Origin of the sequence: Polynucleobacter sp. MWH-Aus1W21, from assembly GCF_018687275.1 — a bacterium.
GTDB lineage: Bacteria > Pseudomonadota > Gammaproteobacteria > Burkholderiales > Burkholderiaceae > Polynucleobacter.
The window spans coordinates 1261956-1282146 of sequence record NZ_CP061287.1 but is presented as its reverse complement, the minus strand read 5'-3'; the positions used below and the strand labels follow the sequence as shown (position 1 = coordinate 1282146).

General features: G+C 43.9%; 28 protein-coding genes. 14 read left to right on the top strand and 14 right to left on the bottom strand.

From position 1 onward, the window contains the following. Nucleotides 1-5: 5 nt before the first annotated feature. On the bottom strand, nucleotides 6-1223 hold the full coding sequence (locus ICW03_RS06600; protein WP_215346685.1) for an integrase arm-type DNA-binding domain-containing protein: 1218 nt from the start codon (nucleotides 1221-1223) through the stop codon (nucleotides 6-8). 168 nt (nucleotides 1224-1391) lie between these two features. On the opposite strand from ICW03_RS06600, the gene ICW03_RS06595 reads away from it, so the two are divergent. The 8 genes from ICW03_RS06595 (at nucleotide 1392) to phoR (ending at nucleotide 8196) form a co-directional block, all read left to right on the top strand. Further along, entirely contained in the window at nucleotides 1392-1562 is a 171-nt protein-coding gene (locus ICW03_RS06595; protein ID WP_215346684.1) for a hypothetical protein, read from the top strand. Between the two features lie 16 nt (nucleotides 1563-1578). Further along, nucleotides 1579-2601 carry a phosphate ABC transporter substrate-binding protein PstS gene (gene pstS, locus ICW03_RS06590; RefSeq protein WP_215346683.1) on the top strand — a complete coding sequence of 341 codons (1023 nt, stop codon included), beginning with the start codon at nucleotides 1579-1581 and terminating at the stop codon, nucleotides 2599-2601. An 87-nt stretch (nucleotides 2602-2688) separates the two neighbouring features. Beyond that, nucleotides 2689-3678, top strand: a complete 990-nt coding sequence (pstC, locus tag ICW03_RS06585) for a phosphate ABC transporter permease subunit PstC (RefSeq protein ID WP_215346682.1) — start codon at nucleotides 2689-2691, stop codon at nucleotides 3676-3678. Beyond that, nucleotides 3675-4541: a phosphate ABC transporter permease PstA gene (gene pstA / locus ICW03_RS06580; RefSeq protein ID WP_215346681.1), complete on the top strand. Its 867-nt coding sequence runs from the start codon at nucleotides 3675-3677 to the stop codon at nucleotides 4539-4541. The genes pstC and pstA overlap by 4 nt, the downstream gene beginning before the upstream one ends. After that, nucleotides 4538-5386: a phosphate ABC transporter ATP-binding protein PstB gene (gene pstB, locus ICW03_RS06575; protein ID WP_251374369.1), complete on the top strand. Its 849-nt coding sequence runs from the start codon at nucleotides 4538-4540 to the stop codon at nucleotides 5384-5386. The genes pstA and pstB overlap by 4 nt, the downstream gene beginning before the upstream one ends. Before the next feature lie 12 nt (nucleotides 5387-5398). Next, nucleotides 5399-6106, top strand: coding sequence for a phosphate signaling complex protein PhoU (phoU, locus tag ICW03_RS06570; protein WP_215346680.1), 708 nt, complete (start codon nucleotides 5399-5401; stop codon nucleotides 6104-6106). Between the two features lie 15 nt (nucleotides 6107-6121). Then, entirely contained in the window at nucleotides 6122-6835 is a 714-nt protein-coding gene (gene phoB, locus ICW03_RS06565) for a phosphate regulon transcriptional regulator PhoB (RefSeq protein WP_215346679.1), read from the top strand. 62 nt (nucleotides 6836-6897) lie between these two features. Next, nucleotides 6898-8196: a phosphate regulon sensor histidine kinase PhoR gene (phoR, locus tag ICW03_RS06560; protein ID WP_215346678.1), complete on the top strand. Its 1299-nt coding sequence runs from the start codon at nucleotides 6898-6900 to the stop codon at nucleotides 8194-8196. A 3-nt stretch (nucleotides 8197-8199) separates the two neighbouring features. Here the strand turns inward: phoR and ICW03_RS06555 are convergent, their stop codons facing one another. After that, nucleotides 8200-8400 carry a hypothetical protein gene (locus ICW03_RS06555; RefSeq protein WP_215346677.1) on the bottom strand — a complete coding sequence of 67 codons (201 nt, stop codon included), beginning with the start codon at nucleotides 8398-8400 and terminating at the stop codon, nucleotides 8200-8202. Between the two features lie 144 nt (nucleotides 8401-8544). On the opposite strand from ICW03_RS06555, the gene ICW03_RS11675 reads away from it, so the two are divergent. Together ICW03_RS11675 and ppx are read left to right on the top strand one after the other, a co-directional pair. Beyond that, nucleotides 8545-8754 carry a GDCCVxC domain-containing (seleno)protein gene (locus tag ICW03_RS11675; RefSeq protein ID WP_371819861.1) on the top strand — a complete coding sequence of 70 codons (210 nt, stop codon included), beginning with the start codon at nucleotides 8545-8547 and terminating at the stop codon, nucleotides 8752-8754. A 110-nt stretch (nucleotides 8755-8864) separates the two neighbouring features. After that, nucleotides 8865-10427: an exopolyphosphatase gene (ppx, locus tag ICW03_RS06550; RefSeq protein ID WP_215346676.1), complete on the top strand. Its 1563-nt coding sequence runs from the start codon at nucleotides 8865-8867 to the stop codon at nucleotides 10425-10427. A 68-nt stretch (nucleotides 10428-10495) separates the two neighbouring features. On the opposite strand, the gene ICW03_RS06545 is transcribed toward ppx, so the two are convergent. From ICW03_RS06545 to ICW03_RS06530, 4 genes are read right to left on the bottom strand one after another with little or no spacing between them, the layout of a single operon-like run. Further along, entirely contained in the window at nucleotides 10496-11419 is a 924-nt protein-coding gene (locus ICW03_RS06545) for a GNAT family N-acetyltransferase (protein WP_371819860.1), read from the bottom strand. A 40-nt stretch (nucleotides 11420-11459) separates the two neighbouring features. After that, complete coding sequence (locus ICW03_RS06540; protein ID WP_215346675.1) at nucleotides 11460-11864, bottom strand: diacylglycerol kinase; 405 nt, start codon at nucleotides 11862-11864, stop codon at nucleotides 11460-11462. A 12-nt stretch (nucleotides 11865-11876) separates the two neighbouring features. Further along, complete coding sequence (locus ICW03_RS06535) at nucleotides 11877-12905, bottom strand: glycosyltransferase family 1 protein (protein ID WP_215346674.1); 1029 nt, start codon at nucleotides 12903-12905, stop codon at nucleotides 11877-11879. Next, nucleotides 12902-13711: a UDP-2,3-diacylglucosamine diphosphatase gene (locus tag ICW03_RS06530; RefSeq protein ID WP_371819859.1), complete on the bottom strand. Its 810-nt coding sequence runs from the start codon at nucleotides 13709-13711 to the stop codon at nucleotides 12902-12904. The genes ICW03_RS06535 and ICW03_RS06530 overlap by 4 nt, the downstream gene beginning before the upstream one ends. Nucleotides 13712-13815: 104 nt before the next feature. On the opposite strand from ICW03_RS06530, the gene ICW03_RS06525 reads away from it, so the two are divergent. Together ICW03_RS06525 and ppk2 (ICW03_RS06520) are read left to right on the top strand one after the other, a co-directional pair. Beyond that, entirely contained in the window at nucleotides 13816-14604 is a 789-nt protein-coding gene (locus ICW03_RS06525) for a 1-acyl-sn-glycerol-3-phosphate acyltransferase (protein ID WP_215346673.1), read from the top strand. Between the two features lie 51 nt (nucleotides 14605-14655). Continuing rightward, nucleotides 14656-15561 carry a polyphosphate kinase 2 gene (gene ppk2, locus ICW03_RS06520; RefSeq protein ID WP_215346672.1) on the top strand — a complete coding sequence of 302 codons (906 nt, stop codon included), beginning with the start codon at nucleotides 14656-14658 and terminating at the stop codon, nucleotides 15559-15561. A gap of 5 nt (nucleotides 15562-15566) precedes the next feature. On the opposite strand, the gene ppk2 (ICW03_RS06515) is transcribed toward ppk2 (ICW03_RS06520), so the two are convergent. Together ppk2 (ICW03_RS06515) and ICW03_RS06510 are read right to left on the bottom strand one after the other, a co-directional pair. Then, on the bottom strand, nucleotides 15567-16340 hold the full coding sequence (gene ppk2, locus ICW03_RS06515) for a polyphosphate kinase 2 (protein ID WP_215346671.1): 774 nt from the start codon (nucleotides 16338-16340) through the stop codon (nucleotides 15567-15569). Next, nucleotides 16340-16618 (bottom strand): serine/threonine protein kinase, encoded by a 279-nt coding sequence (locus ICW03_RS06510; protein ID WP_215346670.1) that lies wholly within the window; start codon nucleotides 16616-16618, stop codon nucleotides 16340-16342. The genes ppk2 (ICW03_RS06515) and ICW03_RS06510 overlap by 1 nt, the downstream gene beginning before the upstream one ends. A 157-nt stretch (nucleotides 16619-16775) precedes the next feature. Between ICW03_RS06510 and ICW03_RS06505 the strand changes: the two genes are divergently transcribed. After that, entirely contained in the window at nucleotides 16776-17033 is a 258-nt protein-coding gene (locus tag ICW03_RS06505; protein ID WP_215346669.1) for a hypothetical protein, read from the top strand. Between the two features lie 36 nt (nucleotides 17034-17069). Here ICW03_RS06505 and ICW03_RS06500 read toward each other — a convergent pair whose 3' ends face one another. Continuing rightward, nucleotides 17070-17948, bottom strand: coding sequence for a hypothetical protein (locus ICW03_RS06500; RefSeq protein ID WP_215346668.1), 879 nt, complete (start codon nucleotides 17946-17948; stop codon nucleotides 17070-17072). Between the two features lie 218 nt (nucleotides 17949-18166). Here ICW03_RS06500 and ICW03_RS06495 point away from each other — a divergent pair, with 218 nt between their 5' ends. After that, complete coding sequence (locus ICW03_RS06495; RefSeq protein WP_215346667.1) at nucleotides 18167-18382, top strand: YdcH family protein; 216 nt, start codon at nucleotides 18167-18169, stop codon at nucleotides 18380-18382. Nucleotides 18383-18418: 36 nt separating this feature from the next. On the opposite strand, the gene ICW03_RS06490 is transcribed toward ICW03_RS06495, so the two are convergent. The 5 genes from ICW03_RS06490 to ICW03_RS06470 all read right to left on the bottom strand — a co-directional run bounded on the left by ICW03_RS06490 (nucleotide 18419) and on the right by ICW03_RS06470 (nucleotide 20175). Continuing rightward, on the bottom strand, nucleotides 18419-18763 hold the full coding sequence (locus ICW03_RS06490) for a zinc ribbon domain-containing protein YjdM (RefSeq protein WP_215346666.1): 345 nt from the start codon (nucleotides 18761-18763) through the stop codon (nucleotides 18419-18421). Between the two features lie 203 nt (nucleotides 18764-18966). Next, complete coding sequence (locus ICW03_RS06485) at nucleotides 18967-19317, bottom strand: phage holin family protein (RefSeq protein WP_215346665.1); 351 nt, start codon at nucleotides 19315-19317, stop codon at nucleotides 18967-18969. Nucleotides 19318-19363: 46 nt separating this feature from the next. Further along, complete coding sequence (locus ICW03_RS06480; RefSeq protein WP_215346664.1) at nucleotides 19364-19741, bottom strand: helix-turn-helix transcriptional regulator; 378 nt, start codon at nucleotides 19739-19741, stop codon at nucleotides 19364-19366. Continuing rightward, nucleotides 19741-19938: a SlyX family protein gene (locus ICW03_RS06475; protein ID WP_215346663.1), complete on the bottom strand. Its 198-nt coding sequence runs from the start codon at nucleotides 19936-19938 to the stop codon at nucleotides 19741-19743. The genes ICW03_RS06480 and ICW03_RS06475 overlap by 1 nt, the downstream gene beginning before the upstream one ends. Before the next feature lie 15 nt (nucleotides 19939-19953). Continuing rightward, nucleotides 19954-20175 (bottom strand): hypothetical protein, encoded by a 222-nt coding sequence (locus tag ICW03_RS06470; protein ID WP_068323477.1) that lies wholly within the window; start codon nucleotides 20173-20175, stop codon nucleotides 19954-19956. Between the last annotated feature and the right edge of the window lie 16 nt (nucleotides 20176-20191).

Sequence of the window (20191 nt, the reverse complement as noted above, 5' to 3'; positions counted from 1 at the left end):
ATAGTTTAAGCTGCCTTACGCTCAGGTTCTAATTGAACTACATTGCCCCATAAACCTGTCAGGCAGTAGTCTTGCCAGTCTTTCATAAGCCGCTTACGATGCTCAAGGAGATCTCCACGTCTATAAGCAGCTTCAACCTGATTGGCTACAGCGTGTGCCAAAGCCTTTTCAGCAACCTCTGGGCTATGGGTTGTTTCTTCAGATACCCAGTCTCGAAAGCTTGATCTAAAGCCATGAATCGTAATTGAAGGTTTAATCTTTCTAGCCAACATTGCCATCGCCATATTAGAAAGTGGTTTGCAGTTTTTTGAAAACAGATATTTACTATCGGGGTCAAGGTACTTAGCCATAGCTAGTATTTCTAAGGAGCGTTTGCCAAGCGGGACTCTATGTTCTCGTTTAGCTTTCATTCTTTTGGCTGGAATAACCCAGAGGCCCTCGTTGGTTACTTCGCTTCTTAATCCGTTCAGAACTTCCCCGGATCTATTGGCATTCAGAATTAAGAACTCAAGTGCTAGAGCCGCTACACCATCTCTTTCATGTAGCGTGTCTATAAAACTGGGTATTTCTTTGTAAGGTAGGGCGGGGTGATGTTTTACTGGAGTGATTCTGGTTGGTTTTGGCAAAATGGTTTCAAGGTGTCCTCGCCACGCTGCAGGGTTAAATCCAGTTCGCAAATTCCGTGTGGTAGCCGATGCAAGAATCCATTCAATTCGTCCACGAAGACGAGCGGCAGTTTCAGTTTTGCTATACCAAATGGGGATGAGAATATCTAAAATGTCTTGGGTATCAATTTCATCAAGATGTTTTTTGCCAATTATTGGATTGGCATATTGCTCAATAGTGTTGAACCATTGGTCCACATGCTTTGGGTTTTGCCATTCGGCCTTTTTTGTTTCAATACATTGTTTTGCATAATCTCCAAACAACGGCCGATTAGAAGCTTTTTCGGCAATTTCGGCCCTCCAATAAGCCTTTGGCTTATTTCCATGCAGTAACTCATTTCGAGCGGTGACGGCTCTTTTACGAGCCTCTTTTAGGCTAATTAATGGATATGCCCCTAGGGAGAGATCGCATCGCTTTTTTCCAAAGAGGTATCTGAAAACCCAGTAACCACCTCCATTACTCTTTACGTTGAAATTAAGACCACTAGTTGCAGCATCTGTATAGCGACCAGCATGTTTTATGTTTTTAATGAATGCATCTGTCAAAACTGTTTTCATTTAAGCTCCTTTAAAGTTTAGTTTTCCCCACATTCACCACACAAAAGGTGTGATTAGCAGTGAAACCTATAAGTCTCTAAGGTAACTTTTTGCATTATTTGAGCATAGGCAAAAGGGTACTTATTGCCCATTTTTCTTCAACAATTCAAGGATATGCAGACTTAAGTAGTGCCTAGAACGCTCTATAACTATCGAGAAGTTACCAAGGCTCTACTAGACTCCCTCTCCGCCAAGACCTTAAATGGCTTTAAACCCCTAAAAACGGGGGTTTTAGGACTGTCATATAACCGTAATATTCCCATCGTATTGTTCTTATATCGCGCCGTTGCGCATATTTAATGTAAGGACTGACCAAATGAAATCTTTTCTAAAAAAAGCCCTCGTAATAGGTGCCATTTCACTTGCTCCAGCAGCATTTGCGGCGGATATCACCGGTGCCGGCGCTACTTTCCCATACCCAATTTACGCTAAATGGGCAGAGGCTTATAAAGCTAAAACTGGTTCGAATATGAATTACCAGTCCATTGGGTCTTCCGGCGGCATTAAACAGATCAAAGCCAAAACAGTGGATTTTGGCGCTACTGATAACCCAGTCAAATTTGATGACTTAGAAAAAGATGGTTTAGTTCAATTCCCGGCGATTATTGGTGGTGTAGTGCCAGTAATTAACGTAGAGGGTGTTAAGCCATATGAGTTGAAGTTATCCCCAGATACCTTATCCGATATTTTTCAGGGTGTTATTACAAACTGGAACGATAAGCGAATTGTGCTGAACAACCCTGGCATGAAGATGCCTGATTTGCCAATTACCGTTGTGCATCGTGCCGATGGTTCTGGAACTACAGCTATTTTTACAAACTACTTGGCTAAGGTTAGCCAAAACTGGAAAGATGCTGTTGGTGAGGGTGCCGCAGTTAAATGGCCTGCAGCCTCATCTGTTGGCGGTAAGGGCAATGAAGGTGTTGCTGCAAACGTATCGCGCGTTAAAGGTGCAATTGGTTACGTTGAATATGCATATGCCAAGAAAAATAAAATGACTAGCGTTTCTTTGAAGAATAAAGACGGTCAATTTGTTCAGCCTGACGACGTTACTTTTGCCGCAGCTGCTGCTGGTACAGACTGGTCTAAGATTCCTGGTATGGGCACATTTATAACTAATGCCCCTGGTGCTAAATCATGGCCTATCACTGGCGCATCTTTTATCTTGGTTTACAAGAATCCAGAAAATAAAGCAAATGCAGCTGAAGTATTAAAGTTCTTCGACTTTGCCTTCAAGGATGGCAAAAAAATGGCCGAAGAATTGGATTACGTGCCAATGCCTGATGTGACTACTGATTTCATCCGCAAGAATGTATTTACAAAGGTGGTAACCAAGTAAGATTCGATAGTTAGCGATCTTTAATCTACCTTAAAAAACAGCTCCGCCTTGGGTGGGGCTGTTTCAATATATGAATAAGCGTAACTTATGAAAGAAACTACTCAGTCCCCCTCAGCGCCGACGCCTCAAGCTCTTCGCATTGCTAAGGTGCAACGCGTTCAGGACTTTCTGTTTCATAGAATCACACAATTTTTTGCATTATCGGTTTTGATTGCACTAGTTGGAATCATGATTTCTCTAGTGATTAATGCATGGCCTGCTTTAAGCACATTTGGTCCAGGATTTTTCTTCACCCAAGAATGGGATATTGTGAATGGAGAGTTTGGCGGCCTTATTGCTATTTATGGAACCTTGGTAACTTCATTGATAGCGTTATTGATTGCTGTGCCTTTAAGTTTTGGTATTGCAGTATTTTTAACAGAGTTATGTCCAAGTGCATTGCGCAGACCTCTGGGTACAGCGGTAGAGTTGCTTGCAGCAGTTCCATCCATCATCTACGGGATGTTTGGACTCTTTATTTTTGCTCCATTATTTGCTGATTACATTCAACCCGCATTAGCTGGCACGCTTGGGAAGATACCGGGATTAGGCATTTTGTTCTCTGGCGCATTTAATGGCATCGGCATTTTATGTGCCGGCCTCATTTTGGCAATGATGATTCTCCCATTCATCGCTTCTGTGATGCGTGATGTGTTTGAGATTGTACCGCCGGTTTTAAAAGAATCTGCATATGGGATTGGCTGTACAACCTGGGAGGTTGTTAAGAATGTCGTTCTGCCATATACCAAGGCAGGGGTAATTGGCGGCGTAATGCTGGGTTTAGGTAGGGCGCTTGGTGAAACTATGGCAGTTACTTTTGTTATTGGTAATGCCCATCGCCTATCTCCATCCTTATTTGCTCCCGGTACTTCAATTGCATCAACACTTGCTAATGAGTTTGGAGAGGCTGAGATTGGTAACCACTTATCCTCATTATTTGCCTTGGGTCTAGCGCTTTTTATTATCACCTTTGTCGTGCTGGCGTGTGCAAAGTGGATGTTAAGTAATATGGAGAAGAAGCAGGGATTAAAGACATGAATAATATCTCCAACATTGATCAAGCTATTTTTGCAAGGCGTAAGCGAGCAAATAAGATTGGCTTAATGCTCTCCACTGGTGCTATGGCATTAGGGATGATTTTTTTGCTATGGATATTGAGCGTTTTAGTTTTTAAGGGCTTCTCTGCCCTTAACTTAAATTTATTTACGCAAAGCACGCCTGCCCCTGGTTCTGATGGCGGTGGTCTGGCAAATGCTATTGTGGGCAGCTTGATGTTGATTGGTTGCTGTACTCTCATAAGTACCCCAGTAGGTGTGTTAGCTGGTTTATATCTTTCAGAGTATGGGGATCGTAGCAAAGTAGCTGCAGTAACCCGTTTTGTCACTGACATTATGCTGTCTGCGCCATCTATTGTTATTGGTCTATTTGTGTATGCATTCGTAGTTGCTCAAGTTAGACACTTTTCTGGTTGGGCCGGCACGATTGCTTTAGCTTTAATTGCCATTCCTGTAGTAGTGAGAACTACAGAAAACATGCTGCGTTTGGTTCCGGGTAGCTTGCGCGAGGCGGCCTATGCGCTTGGCACGCCAAAATGGAAAGTTGCCTTCATGATCACCCTTCGCGCCGCTCAGAGCGGTGTGATGACCGGTATCTTGCTTGCTCTGGCTCGAATCAGCGGTGAGACTGCACCTTTACTCTTTACGGCTCTGAATAATCAATTCTTTTCGACGAACATGAATGCGCCAATGGCGAATTTACCGGTAGTGATTTTCCAGTTTGCCATGAGCCCTTACGACAACTGGGTTGAGCTTGCTTGGGGTGGCGCATTACTGATTACATTTGCAGTGCTTGGGTTAAATATCCTGGCTCGCGTGGTATTCCGAGACAAGGTACAGGGATGATGAGTAATATGAGAACAATGTTTGACTTAAATCAGGTTGATGGTCAAGGGGGTGTAGTGGATACAGTAAATCAAGAGCCGCAAAATGCGGCTATAAACGCTATTGAAGTGCGTAATCTGAATTTTTATTACGGCGCATTCCAGGGCCTAAAGAAGATCAATTTAGATATTGAACAGGGCAAGGTCACTGCATTTATCGGCCCATCAGGCTGCGGTAAATCGACGCTACTTAGAACCTTAAATCGTATGTATGATCTATATCCAGGGCAGCGTGCGGAGGGTGAGATTAACTTTTATGGTCAAAACATTCTTGAACCAGGCCAAGATTTGAACCTGCTTCGCTCAAGAATTGGTATGGTGTTTCAGAAACCAACACCGTTCCCAATGTCGATCTATGAAAATATCGCTTTCGGCGTACGTCTTTATGAAAAGCTCTCACGCTCTGAAATGGATGAGCGCGTAGAGTGGGCACTAAACAAGGCAGCTTTGTGGAACGAAGTGAAAGACAAATTAAATCAAAGCGGTTTATCCCTCTCAGGTGGTCAGCAGCAGCGTTTATGCATTGCTCGTGGCGTAGCGGTAAAGCCTTCAGTAATTTTGCTTGATGAACCTACATCTGCTTTGGATCCCATTTCAACCGGTAAGGTGGAAGAGTTGATTCATGAGCTTAAGAAGGATTACACCATCGCGATTGTGACCCACAATATGCAACAAGCAGCGCGCGTATCAGATTACACGGCCTATATGTATCTAGGTAGCTTGATCGAGTACGGCAAAACAGACGAAATATTTATTAAGCCTAAGCGTAAAGAAACAGAAGATTACATTACCGGCCGCTTTGGTTAATTGGAGACATAAATGCCAGATAAACACCTATCATCACAATTCGACGCAGATCTTAATTCGCTCTCAAGCCGCTTGCTTGAAATGGGCGGGTTAGTGGAGTCACAAATTGCCACAGCCATGCGCGCATTTACGCAAATGGATGCTGAAACCTGCAATGTTGTGATCGAAAATGAAAAGTTAGTTAATGATCTTGAGATCCAGATCGACTTAGCCTGTACAGAATTGATTGCACGTAGACAGCCTACAGCCCGTGATTTACGTCTCGTAATGGCGGTATCCAAAGCGATTACCAATTTAGAGCGTGCGGGTGATGAGGCTGAGCGCGTTGCTAAGCGTACTAAGCGTTTAATTGAGTCTGGCTTGCCACACAACATTAACGTTGCTGAGATTCGGCTGTCGGGTCAGATGGCTATCTCTTTATTGCGCCGTAGTCTTGATGCCTTTGCCCGTCTGGATACCATTGCGGCTGCTGAGGTGGTGCAAGAGGATCGCCAGATTGATGAGGAATTCAGGGGCTTTGTTCGTAAGCTCATTACTTATATGTCAGAAGATCCACATATGATTAGTATTGGTTTAGACATGCTGACCATTGCTAAAGCAATTGAGCGTATTGGCGACCATGCTAAAAATATTGCAGAGTTCGTCATCTACATTGCTAAGGGGTCTGATGTTCGTCATATTCCGCATGAAGATTTAGTTCGCGAAGCTAATAGACAATAATTAGGACCTCGAATAATGACTCACCGCATACTCATAGTTGAGGATGAGCCATCAATTGCAGAATTGATTGCGATTAATCTGTCACATGCTGGATATGAAGTAGAAAAAGCCATGCAAACAGAGCTGGCTCTGGCGATGATGAAGGATCAATTGCCTAGTCTGATTATTTTGGATTGGATGATGCCAGGAAAGTCAGGGGTGCAGTTTGCTAAAGAGCTCCGTGCCAATGAGCGCACTAAAGGCTTGCCTATTCTGATGCTCACCGCAAAAAGCGAGGAGTCTGATAAGGTTCTTGGGCTGGATTCTGGTGCAGATGATTATGTGACCAAGCCTTTTTCTCCTAAAGAGTTGGTGGCAAGGGTTAGGGCAATATTAAGAAGGCAGACTCCTATTGAGGATACGGGCCCGTTGACTGTTGGTCCGTTAAAGCTAGATCCAAGCTCTCACCGTGTATTGGCGGTCTGGCCAAATCAGGAACCTAAACCAATTGCTTTGGGTCCTACGGAGTTTCGATTGCTGCAATTTTTTATGGCCAACCCTGAGAGAGTTCACTCCCGTGGCAGTTTATTAGACAAGGTCTGGGGTAGTGAAGTCTATATTGAGGAAAGAACGGTTGACGTTCACATCAAACGTTTAAGGGCGGCTCTGGTGCCATTTGATTGCGACCGCTATGTAGAGACTGTCCGAGGTAGCGGCTACCGTATTACTAAGACCCCAACCGAAACTTAAGGCTTTTTAAGTATTTTTCTAGAATTTTCTAGGGGTCTTTAGAGATGCTCTAATATTGCAGCATGCTCTCCGTTTTAACCCGTTTCTTTGTCATCATTTGTGTCGCATTTATTGCGGCATTTATCGTACTGTCTTTCTGGGGCGCAGAGTGGGCTATTGCGGCTGGGGTTGCAGTACTTTCTATACCGCTTGTGTATGCGTACATCAATTTAGCGCGCCTGAGGAAATACATTCTTGCAGACTCTGTCGAGAACATGCCTTTGCCAAGTGGTTTTTGGGAAGAGGTATTTTTTAGACTTCAGCGACTCGTCAGAAATCTAAAGCAGCGTATACGCAGCATTGAGCAACAACACGACCATTTTATTGAGGCATTTCAAGCCTCACCTAATGGCATTGTCATGCTCGATGAGAACGATCAAATTGAATGGTGTAACAGCATCGCCGAAAGATTTTTTGGATTGATCTTTAAGCGTGATGTAATGCAGCGTGTAAATTTTCTAATTAGACGCCCTGAATTTATTCAGTATCTAAATAAGCGTAATTTTGAAGAGCCCCTATTGATGGAGCGCATGGGCCCAGACGGTAGCTTGAGCTTGATGCTGCAAGCTTTCCCATTTGGTCAAAAACGCCATCTTCTTTTAGTTCAGGACGTTACTGACTTGCAAAAAGCAGATGCCATGCGGCGTGATTTCGTGGCCAATGTTTCGCATGAAATGCGTACGCCAATCACCGTCTTAATGGGCTTCCTGGAAACAGTTCAGTCTTTGGAGCTTAAAAAGGATCAGCAGGACCAGTACCTAGACATGATGATGTCACAAGCCCAAAGAATGAAGAGCTTGGTTGAGGATCTATTGACCTTGGCCAATCTCGAGTCAAATGCATTGCCGGCTACAAATACTGTCGTGAAGGTTGAAACTTTGATGGCGCTCATTAAAAATGACGCTGAAGCACTCTCGCAAGGAAAGCATTCATTAAGTTTTGATGTGAACTCAACACAAAACTTATTGGGTGATGAAAGGGAGATCCTCTCCGCCTTTAGTAATTTGGTATCTAATGCAATTCGCTATACCCCTGATGTAGGCGCAATTTCGGTAGAGTGGAAAGTTAACGAACAAGGGCAGGGCGAATTCTCGGTAACAGATACTGGACCAGGAATTGCATCTGAGCATCTTTCAAGACTAACGGAGCGCTTCTATCGTGTTGACCGGAGTAGATCAAGAGATACTGGTGGAACTGGCCTGGGACTCGCTATTGTGAAGCACATTGCTAACCGGCATCAAGCTCAGCTGGTGATTGAAAGTACTCCAGGTAGGGGTAGTAAATTTATGCTTCGCTTCCCTAAAGAGCGAGTCACCGCTTAATTCTCACTCTTTCTTTTTCTTTTTCTTCTTTTTCGATTCCTTAGGTAACTTGTCAGCTTTGCCGTTGGCATAAAGGCACCAAACCTTAATCTCCTCCAGCAGCTCTACAAGATCTATGTGAGGAAGCCTTTTTAGGTCAGCCAATCCAATGCTGCCAGACTCTTGTAATTGCTTTACAGCATCTTCGTATTGATATTTACTCATGATGATTCAATCCAGGGATTAAGTTAGGCCCAATCCTAGCAAAGAAATATGACAGTCTGAATTCAATGATTTAATGAAGTTTTTTCTTGCCTATATTTGGGCGATTGACATATTCTTGTCACAATTCTGGCTCAGTATGGCATTGTGAATAAGACCACCCAATACCCGCAAGCTATTGTTACTTGCCCCCAATGTCAGAGCTCTGAGATCGTTAGCTCCGACGAAGGTTCTCAGCATTTTTATCGCTGCCGTTCTTGCAGTGCAATTTTGAAGCCGAAGTCTGGAGATTGTTGTATTTTGTGTAGCTTTGGTAATCGAGATTGCTTTAGCTCTGAGCAGAACTTGGCCGCCTAAAATTCCTTTGCTCCCCAGCCAGATAGGCTTGGTATTGATTTCATCAATATGTCATGGTTTGTACATAAAATAGACATAATTGATGCAGCATTCCATTTTTGGGGAACATTTTGGCCAGCAATCCCGTAGATCCTTTAGCAATATCCGCAGACCTCGTAGCTGCGGTTGACTTAGGCTCTAATAGTTTTCGAATGCTGGTAGCCCAAGTCGTCAAAACCCCTTCAGGAACACAGCTGCGTCCCATAGATACCTTGCGCGAGACAGTTCGTTTGGCTGCAGGACTAACGGAAAATAAATTACTTGGTAATGACGCCTATCAACGAGGCTTAATTGCTATTAGACGTTTTGGTGAACGTATTCGTGGATTTGATCCTGCCAATGTTCGCGCGGTTGCTACCAATACATTGCGTGTTGCTAAAAATGCCCAGCAGTTTGTTGAGGATGCGCAAGAGGCTTTAGGTTTTCCAATTGAAGTCATTGCTGGCGTAGAAGAGGCGCGTCTCATTTATATTGGGGCGGCGCATGAGGTGCAGGCTATTCAAGGTAATAGGCTTGTCATTGATATTGGTGGTGGGTCTACTGAATTCATTATTGGCAAAGGTTACGAGCCAAAGTTGATGGAAAGTCTTTATATAGGCTGCGTCTCACATAGTTTGCGTTTTTTCCCCAAAGGAAATATTGATGCTCACGCCTTTAAAGAGGCTGAGCTAGCTGCACGCCGTGAAATACAGGTAATCTCCGGAGCTTATTTAAAAAGTGGATGGAAACAAGTCATCGGTTCCTCTGGCACTGCTAGAGCTTTGGCTGAATTGATTGCTAGCAATAATTTCAATGGGCATAGCGATGGATTAACGATGGGTCGCGTCAATGGGGCAAGTGGTCTCATTACCCGTGAAGGCTTAAAGAACCTCAAAAAGCACCTGCTCAAGTACGAGCATGTTAATCAAGTTGAGTTGATTGGTCTCAAGGATGATAGAAGGGCCGTATGGCCTGGAGGCTTAGCAATTATGTTGGCTGCATTCGATGAATTGGGCATTGAAGAAATGGAAGTGACGGATGCTGCATTACGTAGCGGCGTTCTTTATGACTTACTTGGTCGATCTCAGCATCACGATATGCGCTATGTCACCGTAGAGCAATTCATGCAACGTTATGCCGTGGATCGTGAGCAGGCTGCTAGGGTAGGTAAATTGGCGGCAGATTTTTTACAGCAACTTCCTAAGCCTGAATCAGAGAGTAGAGCAGATAACGTCGCATTATTGCAGTGGGCTGCTAACCTTCATGAAATTGGTTTATCTATTTCCCATAATGGCTATCACAAGCATTCGGCTTATATTGCTGGTAATGCTGATATGCCGGGATTTTCCAAGAATGACCAGGCAAGACTTGCTGCTTTACTGATTGGCCATACCGGAAAACTTGGTAAGTTAGCCAATAACCACGGCTTTGAAGACTGGCGAATGCTCTTTTGTTTGAGGCTTGCTCAAGTTCTTTGTCGCGGTCGAAATGACACTAGCATTCCAAAGGTAAAGGTATCGGAACATGACGGTTCCTACCTAGTGAGTCTATCTAAAGAATGGTCTGCCGAACACCCTTTGACAGAATTTAGTCTTTTAAAAGAGGCTGCAGAGTGGGAAAGAGTTGGCCGCTCTTATCAAGTCAGCTTTAAGTAACTCAAGCTAAATATAAAAAGCCACCTCATTCTGAAATGGCTTTTTACTAAGAGGTTCATTCCTTAAAATTAGAGACCTAAGAAATGCTTTGCGTAACGCGGATTAATTTCTGATAGTCGCAGCATTGTTAATAGATCAGCAGTATTAAAGTCTGGATCCCAGGCTGGAGCGCTGCAAATTTTGGCCCCAAGCTTTAAATAGCCCTTAATCAATGGAGGAGGCTGAACATCCAAGCCACCATTAAGCTTATCTAAAGGCAAAGGTAAGCGTGGGAAGGCATGGAATTCAGTGGGCGCCATTTGATTGCTGTCAAGAGAGTTGAATAGGCTGGCTGCAAAGTGGCCTCCATCGGCCATGGGGATGCTGGCACAACCCAACATGATTTCGTAGCCATTCTTTTGCATGTACTGCGCCAGGCCGCTCCAAAGAGCCATGATCACTGCGCCTGAGCGATAGTCTTGATGAACGCAAGATCTGCCTAATTCAACTAATTTAGGGCGCAGATGGTCAAGGCGAGATAAGTCAAATTCAGAATCAGAGTAGAGGCGTCCAATTTCTTGGGCTTTATGTGGAGGTAGTACGCGGTAGGTGCCTACGACCTTTAAGCTGTCCTGATCACGAATTAATAGATGGTCGCAGTAGGCGTCGAATTCATCAATATCGAGACCATCTGCATTCATCGGCAGCTTTGCCCCCATCTCTTCGGCAAAAACTTTATATCGCAATCTCTGGGCTTCTTTAATTTCACTAGGGGTGTTTGCCCAAATGATCTGAAAAGCCGGTTTTTTGGGTTTATCAATTTGAGTAGCAGGAGTTGTCTCTGCTTCTCTAAGCTCAGCCCTCGTTTTAGTAACAAACTTTTTCCCAAAAAGCTTCTTGGCTAACTTTTTAGAGAGCTTTTGAAGGGTGCCTGTCTTTTTCTTCTTGAGCGCTTTAACTTTCTTTGGGGCAAAAATTTCAAATGAGCCGATTGGATTGGGGATATCAGACATCGTTGGCCTTAATAGTTGGATATTTGGGTGGATAGCTCATTTAGAGACTAAGAATCAAAGGGGCGCAGACTGCGACCCAAAGTAGGGTTGCCACAACAAGGGCAAGCATGACAGCGGCACTACCAAAATCTTTTGCGCGTTTGGAAAGATCGTGGTGCTCAAAAGAAATTCGATCTATCGCCGCCTCTACGCTGGAATTTAGTAGTTCAATGACGAGTACCATCACCATAGAAGAGACTAGCAGCGACTTTTCTAAAAGCGATATTGGTAATGCAAATGCAATGGGCGTTAGCAATACAAGCAGGGTAAGCTCTTGTCGAAAGGCGCTTTCTTCTCGAAAGGCGTATACCAATCCGCACCAAGAGTTCTTAGCTGCATGCCATGCTCTAGTAAGACCTCGGTTGCCCTTATGTGGGTTTTGATCAACGTGGTAAGGGAAGTTCACGAATAACTTTCTTTAAGCTAATGCAGTGACGTGAACTTCTGGCGTTGGCACAGGCTTCAGATGCTGTGCAAATTGCTCGGAAGCCGAACGCCATGAAAATTTCTCAGCATGGGCACGTGCTACCTCACGTGGAATCTTGAGTGCCTGCATGCAAGCTTCACGTAGATCTTCATCCATTGCCCCTGAGTTTGAATTTCCCAGAACATCAATAGGGCCCGTGACTGGATACGCTGCCACAGGCGTACCGCATGCCATTGCTTCCAATAAAACTAGACCAAACGTGTCGGTCTTGCTTGGAAATACAAATACATCTGCAGCTGCATACACTTTTGCTAGCTCATGTTGTTGTAATACACCCAGATAGTTCACTTCTGGATATTTTTCTTTTATTCCAGCCAAAGCCGGACCGTCTCCTACCACCCACTTTGAACCTGGCAAATCAATTTCTAAAAATGCATTGATATTTTTTTCAACAGCTACGCGCCCTACATATAAGAAGATAGGGTGAGCGGAATTAAGCGCCTTTGAATCTTGCATCTTAAAGATGTCGAGGTCTACACCCCTTGACCACAGGACCACATTCTTCAGGCCAAATTTTTCTAAATCGTCCTTAACCACAATGGTTGGCGCCATGACCGCCATTGATGGACCATGAAACCAGCGAATGAATGCATAGGTAATGCCCAATGGAATGCCGGTACGTGCCTTAACGTACTCAGGAAAACGGGTGTGATATGCAGTAGAAAATGGCAGGCGATTTTTTACTGCGTAAGCGCGAGCAGATAATCCTAAGGGACCTTCGGTGGCGACATGCATGGCATCAGGCGCAAACTCTTTAATTCGACGTGCCACCTCTTTGCCCGGAAAGAGAGATAAGGCGATATCAGGGTAGGTTGGGCATGGGATTGATTTAAAACCAGTTGGGGTGATCATCTCCACTTCATGACCCATGGCAATTAATTCTGCGCGGGTTTGTTTGAGAGTGCGAACAACACCGTTCACCTGTGGATCCCATGCATCTGTAATGATCATAATTTTCATAGCGCAGCCTCTTTAATAAGTGTTTGAACGGCAGGTTGAAGAGCAATTTGAGGGGCTTCAATTGGCTCACCTTTAATGTGTGTCCAATGAATAATTTTGAGTTCACCAGTGTGTGTTTCAACCAGGGCGGTGAGGCTTTCGACCCAATCACCATCGTTGCAATACAGCAAGCCATCGATTTCACGGATTTCTGCTTTGTGAATATGTCCGCAAACTACACCATCACAGCCTCTTAGGCGAGCTTCTCTGGCCATAATGTGCTCAAAATCTGCGATATAGCTGACTGCGTTTTTTACCTGGTGCTTGAGGTATTGAGACAGAGACCAATACTGCAAGCCCATCTTGGCGCGGAGCATGTTGAAGTAGCGGTTGACGTAAAGAATGAACGAATACATGGTGTCGCCAACATAGGCAAGCCACTTGGCGTATTGCATTACTCCATCAAATTGATCGCCATGAGTTACCCATAGCTTTCTACCATCGACCGTTGTGTGGATTACCTCTTCAACTACCTTGACATCGCCAAACGAAAGTCCAAAGAATTGTCTGGCGCTTTCATCATGATTGCCTGGAACGTAGATAACTTCACTTCCTTTGCGAGCCTTACGCAGGAGTTTTTGTACTACGTCATTGTGTGATTGAGGCCAGTAGAATGACTTCTTAAGTCTCCAGCCATCAATAATGTCTCCTACTAGATAGAATTTCTCGGCTTCATTGTGTTTTAAGAAATCTAGAAGGTAGTTTGCCTGACACCCTGATGTTCCCAGGTGTACATCTGAAATCCAGATAGCTTTGTAATGCATCATGAAACAGTATTAAGCCAATAGAGTATGAAAGCAGCATGACAGTTCTGAGGCAGTTTTGTGACGATGCAATTATTTTTGGAATTTGATTTATATTGCTAATCCATATGAGCAAGAAACATCTCTTAAATCAATCGCGAAATACATCAGTAGCTTGGTGTTGGATTCTGGTATCGGCTCACGTGATCGCTGGCTTGGCTACTTTATCTTTTCAGTTTCCTTTTGCAGATCAAAATAAGAAAAATCAACTGATTCAGGCTTGGTCAAATAGATTGCTAAGCATTTTTGGAATCGAATTAAGCTTAAAGAATCAAGCAATTCTTCCAAATACACCATTCCTACTTGCTTCCAACCATATTTCTTGGATGGATATTCATGCTATCAATGCCTTTAAACCCATCCGCTTTGTTGCAAAGTCGGATGTAGAGGGGTGGCCGATATTTGGCTGGATGGCAAAGCAATTGGGCACTGTGTTTATTAGGCGAGACAATGCTCGTCATGGGAAGAAGGTTGCGGAAGATGTAAGTAGGGTTCTTGCATCTCATTCTGTCTGCATTTTTCCTGAGGGTACCTCCACGCTAGGAGAGATCGTGCTGCCATTCAAGCCTAATTTATTTGAATCTGCAGTAATCGCTGGCGTGCCGGTCTATTCCTTAGCAATCTCCTATCGGTCGTCAGCTTCCGGCGAAAGAAGTGATGCGGCAGCCTTTGTTGGGGAGATGGGGCTGCTTGAATCCATGGCTAAGATATTGAATGATCGTCAGTTGATCGTCGAATTAACCTTTTTGCCTCCTTCTGGAGGGCATCCAGAAGCATCCAGAGATCGCAAGTGGCTAGCCTTGCATAGCCAGGAGGCTATTTCCAACTATTTAAACGGCCATCAGCCCTTGATGTAATAAAAGTGTCATCTTTCCTGGCTATAAAGGTATTCTAGGAGTGGAATGAAAATGACATCGAAGCATAAAGAGATGGCCGAGTGGTATCGACGTGCACAAGAGGAAATTCTTGATAGCATGGATGAAGAGCTTGAGATGGAGCTTGATGATGATCGTCTGTCTCCTGATGGCGATAGCAAATCGCAGATTCCACGCAACGTATACTTTCGCGAATTATTTAGACTTCAGGGCGAGCTAGTAAAGCTACAAGATTGGGTGGTGGCTAATAAGCTCAAGGTTGCAGTCCTATTTGAAGGTCGTGATTCAGCGGGTAAGGGTGGTGCTATTAAGCGTATTACCCAGCGCCTCAACCCCCGTGTTTGTAAGGTAGTCGCCTTACCAGCACCCAACGAACGCGAAAAGACGCAGTGGTACTTTCAAAGATATATTTCTCATTTGCCTGCTGGTGGTGAGATCGCTCTATTCGATCGAAGCTGGTACAACCGTGCTGGTGTAGAGAGGGTGATGGGGTTTTGTAATGATGAAGAATACGAAGAGTTCTTAAGAACAGTTCCTGATCTTGAGCGGATGATGATTAGCTCCGGGGTGATCCTAATTAAGTATTGGTTCTCAATCTCTGATGATGAGCAGTACAACCGCTTCATGATGCGCATTCACGATCCGCTCAAGCAGTGGAAATTAAGCCCAATGGATTTAGAGGCAAGAAGGCTTTGGGAGGCCTATACCAAGGCAAAAGAAACGATGCTAGAGCGTACGCATATTCCAGAGGCGCCGTGGTGGGTAGTTGCTGCCAATGATAAGAAAAAAGCTCGCCTCAACTGCATTACCCATTTACTCAGTCAAATCCCGTATCAGGAAATTGACCATCCTGTGATTACATTGCCTAAGCGAGTGCATAACCCAGACTATCTTCGCGGACCAGTGCCGCAGAAAATGTACGTACCTGAAGTCTTCTAAAGATTTTATTTCTCGAGTTTAAAAAGTTTGCCATCCCACTTAAAGGCAATATCCTTATCCGTCTTCAGTAGTGACTTATCTTTTCCTGGGTAGGGCACTCTAGAGAGTAAATCTCGAATTAAATTTAAGTGAGCTAGCTTCTTGTCGTTAGCCTTAACAATTGTCCAGGGCGCATCTTTAGGGCTGGTTCTTTGCAGCATTTCATTTCTACATTTACTGTAGGCATTCCAATTTTTCTGCGCTTGCTGGTCAATAGGGCTGATCTTCCACTGCTTTAGAGGATCATTTCCCCTATCTTTAAGACGCAAAGCCTGCTCTTTCTTGGAAATATCTAGATAGTATTTCAAGATAGCGATCCCTGAGCTTGCTAGGATGGATTCAAAGTCATTTACAGTTTCAATGAAATTAACGTATTGAGCTTTGGTGCAGAAATTCATGACGCGCTCAACGCCAGCTCGGTTGTACCAACTACGGTTAAATAGAACGAACTCACCTTGTTTTGGTAGTTGCGCCACATACCTCTGAAAGTACCACTCTGCAGATTCGCTATCCGATGGTTTGCCAAGCGCAACAATACGAGTTTCACGTGGGCTCAGATGTTCTGTGATGGCTTTAATAGTTCCATCTTTGCCTGCTGTATCTCGACCCTCTAATATGACTAGGATCTGATCACCATTTTTGATGAGACTGTTTTGCAACTTCACCAACTCAATTTGCAATTGGCGAAGTTCAGAGTCGTAACTAGAATCCTCCAGCTTTTCTTTGTTTTTGTGACCCATTAACTTGCTTCGCTATTGACCGCAGGCTTTTTAGCTGCAGCTCTTTTAGCCGGCACCTTTTTGGTAGGGGCCTTCTTTGTAGCAACCTTCTTCACTGGGGCCTTCTTTGCAGGCGCCTTTTTTGCTGCCGCTGATTTCTTGGCGGGAGTCTTCTTGTCGGCCACCTTTTTCTCCAACTTATCTAAAGCTTTTGCTAGCTTATCGATGAGCTTTTCTCTATCGGACTCTAATTTATCGAGCTTTTTCAATAGTTGCTTGACCAGTTTCTTTTGGCTCATGATTTTCCTTATTTTTATTTATGGACTATTAAGCCCATCCTACGTTTTAAATCTATCAATTTCAAGCGTATATGACACTTTTGTGACAGTTCCCTAATCTTTGCTTTAGCGTGCCCTAGAATAGGGTTACTTTTAAACCCCTTAGGCATTCTTTAAAATGAAACGTCATTACATAGTCGCTCTTCTTGGCCTCCTATTGGCAGCTTGTTCAACTCCTCAGAGTGAATTCGGGATCTATCAACAATCAGATGGAACAATTGGAGTGCATGCTCCCAAGACTGCTAAAGAGTCTGAGGTTCAGGAAGCCGCTCTTGCGGAGTGCAAAAAGCAGGGCAAAAGAACGGTGACGATTCTAGAAAGCAGAAAAACGGTCAATGACCGTTTTCCCATAACTTATATCTATCTTTGCAGATAGTGGCGGATAGTTAGTCCGCCATTAACAGTCGCTCAATTAGCTAAGAAGCCACTTCTTAATCGACTTATTCACACACATCGCATCTAAAGCAAGACCGAAGAACTCGGATCCGTTGGTAACCATGCTTTCAATAGCTTCCACTTTGCCAGACTTAATGCCGCGCAAATAGGTTGCTGCACGATAGCGCAAGAAATGCTCGGTTTCGCCTTCTTCGTTCTCAGTAGAGCAGAGCTCTAAGCTGCCATAGCGGGTTTCTGGGTTGATATTCAGAATAGCCAGACTTACAGCGCCGACCAATTTCTCAGGAACCGGAATAGGTACATAAGAGTAGAGGGAGATCATCATTTCTTCTTCATCTACTTCAATGATGTGATCGATATCCAATACATCTTTTTCAGTTAATTCAGTTTCGCCAGAGTCGCCACCGCCAAAAGTAGATTCAAACTGCAGCATCGCAGTATTGCTTCCTTTGGAGATCTCAATCATGTCAGGGTAGCCAAGCAAGCCTTTCCACCAATACATTAATGAGAAGGTACATGGTTTTACTTCAACCAAACCCTTTTTCGTAGACTTTGCAAAATACAGGCCGTAAAACTCATCATCTTGCTCTAGACCATATTGATCAACCTTAGGCGCTTTAGATGAAGCTTGTTTTACCGCTTTCTTGGCAACCTTTTTTGCTGCTGGCTTTTTGGCCGCAGGTTTCTTTGCCATTGTTTTCTTGACTGCTACTTTCTTAGTGGCAGGTTTCTTTGCGGCGACTTTCTTCGCCGCTGGTTTTTTCACTACCTTTTTCACTGTCTTTTTGGCTGCTACTTTTTTAGCGGCAACTTTCTTGACGGCTTTTTTTGCAGGGGCTTTTGATACCACCTTGGTAGCTACTTTCTTTTTTGCTGGAGACTTCTTTGTAGCCATGGTCTATTACCCTTCTTTTGGTAGTTATTGTGCTTAATGCACTATCTGATATTACTGCAATTTCTTTCAGGAATTTGCCTTTCCTATATGGGGTTTTTCCGGCAGATTACAAGAGGAGGGGGTAAAACAAAAAGATCGCTTTGGGCATTGTTCTTGGAATGCGAGATTGCTAAACTAATCTCAGGCAGTTTTCTATAACTTTTATCTCAAGAGGATCTATGTTTCCTGAATATCGTGAACTCATTACCAAGTTGAAAACGTCAGATCGTCACTTCCTGCATTTATTTGATAAGCATAATAATTTGGACCAGAAGATCCAAAGAATGGAGGCTCATGCAGAGCCAAGCACACCAGAGGAGATCGAGATTTTGAAGAAGGAAAAGCTTTTGCTAAAGGACCAGATTTACGCAGTCCTTAAAAAGGCGAGCACTTAAGTCAATTCAAAAGAAAAGTCTAGATTGAAACTTGATCTAGGCTTTCTTTAAGAAGCAGGCTTTGAGCAGCATGTTGCCTGCTTCTGTCTTGCAATCCACCTCGTGGTCACCAGAGACCAATCGAATGCCTTTGATTTTGGTGCCAACCTTGAGGGTTGTAGAAGAACCCTTAACCTTTAAATCTTTAATGAGGGTCACAGTATCACCATCAGTCAAAAGATTGCCATTGGCATCCTTGACGATCAAGCCTGCCTCAATTTCTTCCGCAGCTGCAGCTATAGGCCATTCATGACCGCACTGGGCGCAAACGTAATTCTCCCCATCAGGGTAGGTCATATCTTCCTGGCACGCAGGACACTTCGGTAAATTATCTGTGCTCATAGACGTATTTTAGTCTAGGGGTGATAGGCAACGGTTTATTGCTCGGTATCAATCTAGACTAATTTAGCCCTAAGAATCAGTCTCGCTGCCCAGAATGCTAAATCCTTGGTGACCAAGTCGTAGCCATGTAAAACGGCGCTGCATTCTTGGTCGGATATCTATTCAGTTAGCAAATAAGAGAAACAAAGCTCGGGAAATATTTCTTAGAAAACTAAGCCGCTAACAAAGAGGCTGAATAAAGAAATAAAGATGCTGGCAAAAAACGCAGTCCAGAAGCTGGAAATCGTAAAGCCGCTTACTACAGCAGAGACAAGCATCAACACTAGGGCATTAATCACGAGCAGGAAGAGGCCCATCGTGACTACGGTTAACGGAAGTGTGAAAAGAACTAATAGCGGCTTAACAATTGCGTTGGCAAAGCCCAGAAGCAGGGCAGCAATGATTAAAGAGCCACCATCTGCAAAGCGTAAGCCACTAAAAATGTAGCTAGCAACCCAAAGGGATAAAGAAGTTAAGCCCCATTGGACTAAAAATAGCGTTAAGTTACTCATCATTTCCCTTTTAAATTGAGCCTACCTTGGAATACATATTATCAGCATCTTAGGCTGCAACCTTGTGTTTTATAGGTTTAATCTGCTTAAAGTGAACTTGAATTTGAGAATTGGTCGCTTTTGCGAACTTGGCTAGGGTGCGCATAGATGGTAGGCTCGTGCCGCTTTCCAGTCTGGCAATTGCAGATTGAGAAGTTTCCATGAGAGCTGCCAATTCCTCCTGGGAAAGACCACTCTTCATCCTGGCTTCTATGATTTCTTTTGCGATCTCAAATTCAATTTGAGTTTCTTCAAATGCTTTTTTATACGCCGGTTCTTTTAGCCAGCGCTTATGTAGGGTTGATACCTTAGTCATAGTAATTTGGCGCTTTTCGCTCTCTGTGTTGCGGTAAGGATGGCTTGGTGTGGTATTTTTGTGGCTTTGCATTAATAGTGCGGAGGAATTTCATCCTTTAGGCTACCGCCACCACCACCGCTGCTAGCCTGCTCTTTGATGGCTTTGAGTTCGCGATACAGAAACTCAATTTGCTGCTGCTGTTTATAAACTGTCTCATTGAGTTTCTCTATGAGATCTTCGGTAAAGCTCAGTTTGATTTCGAGATTGGTGATTCGTTCTTCGGACATGTGTAAGTGACTTTCTTATTCGGAGATGAGTTCAAAGCGCCCATCTTCCATTTCTGTTTTAGGTCTAATCCAGAAATCATGGGATTGCATCGATTCATAAACATAGGCAGGCTCGAGAGTAGCTTCTACATTAGCAAGAAAGACAACTCTATAAAATCCACCGGTCTTAATATGCCGAAGTTTGCTGCCTGGTTTAAATAGGCCATCATCGGGGTCGGCCATTTTTGGTTTGCTCATGTCAATAATGCACTTT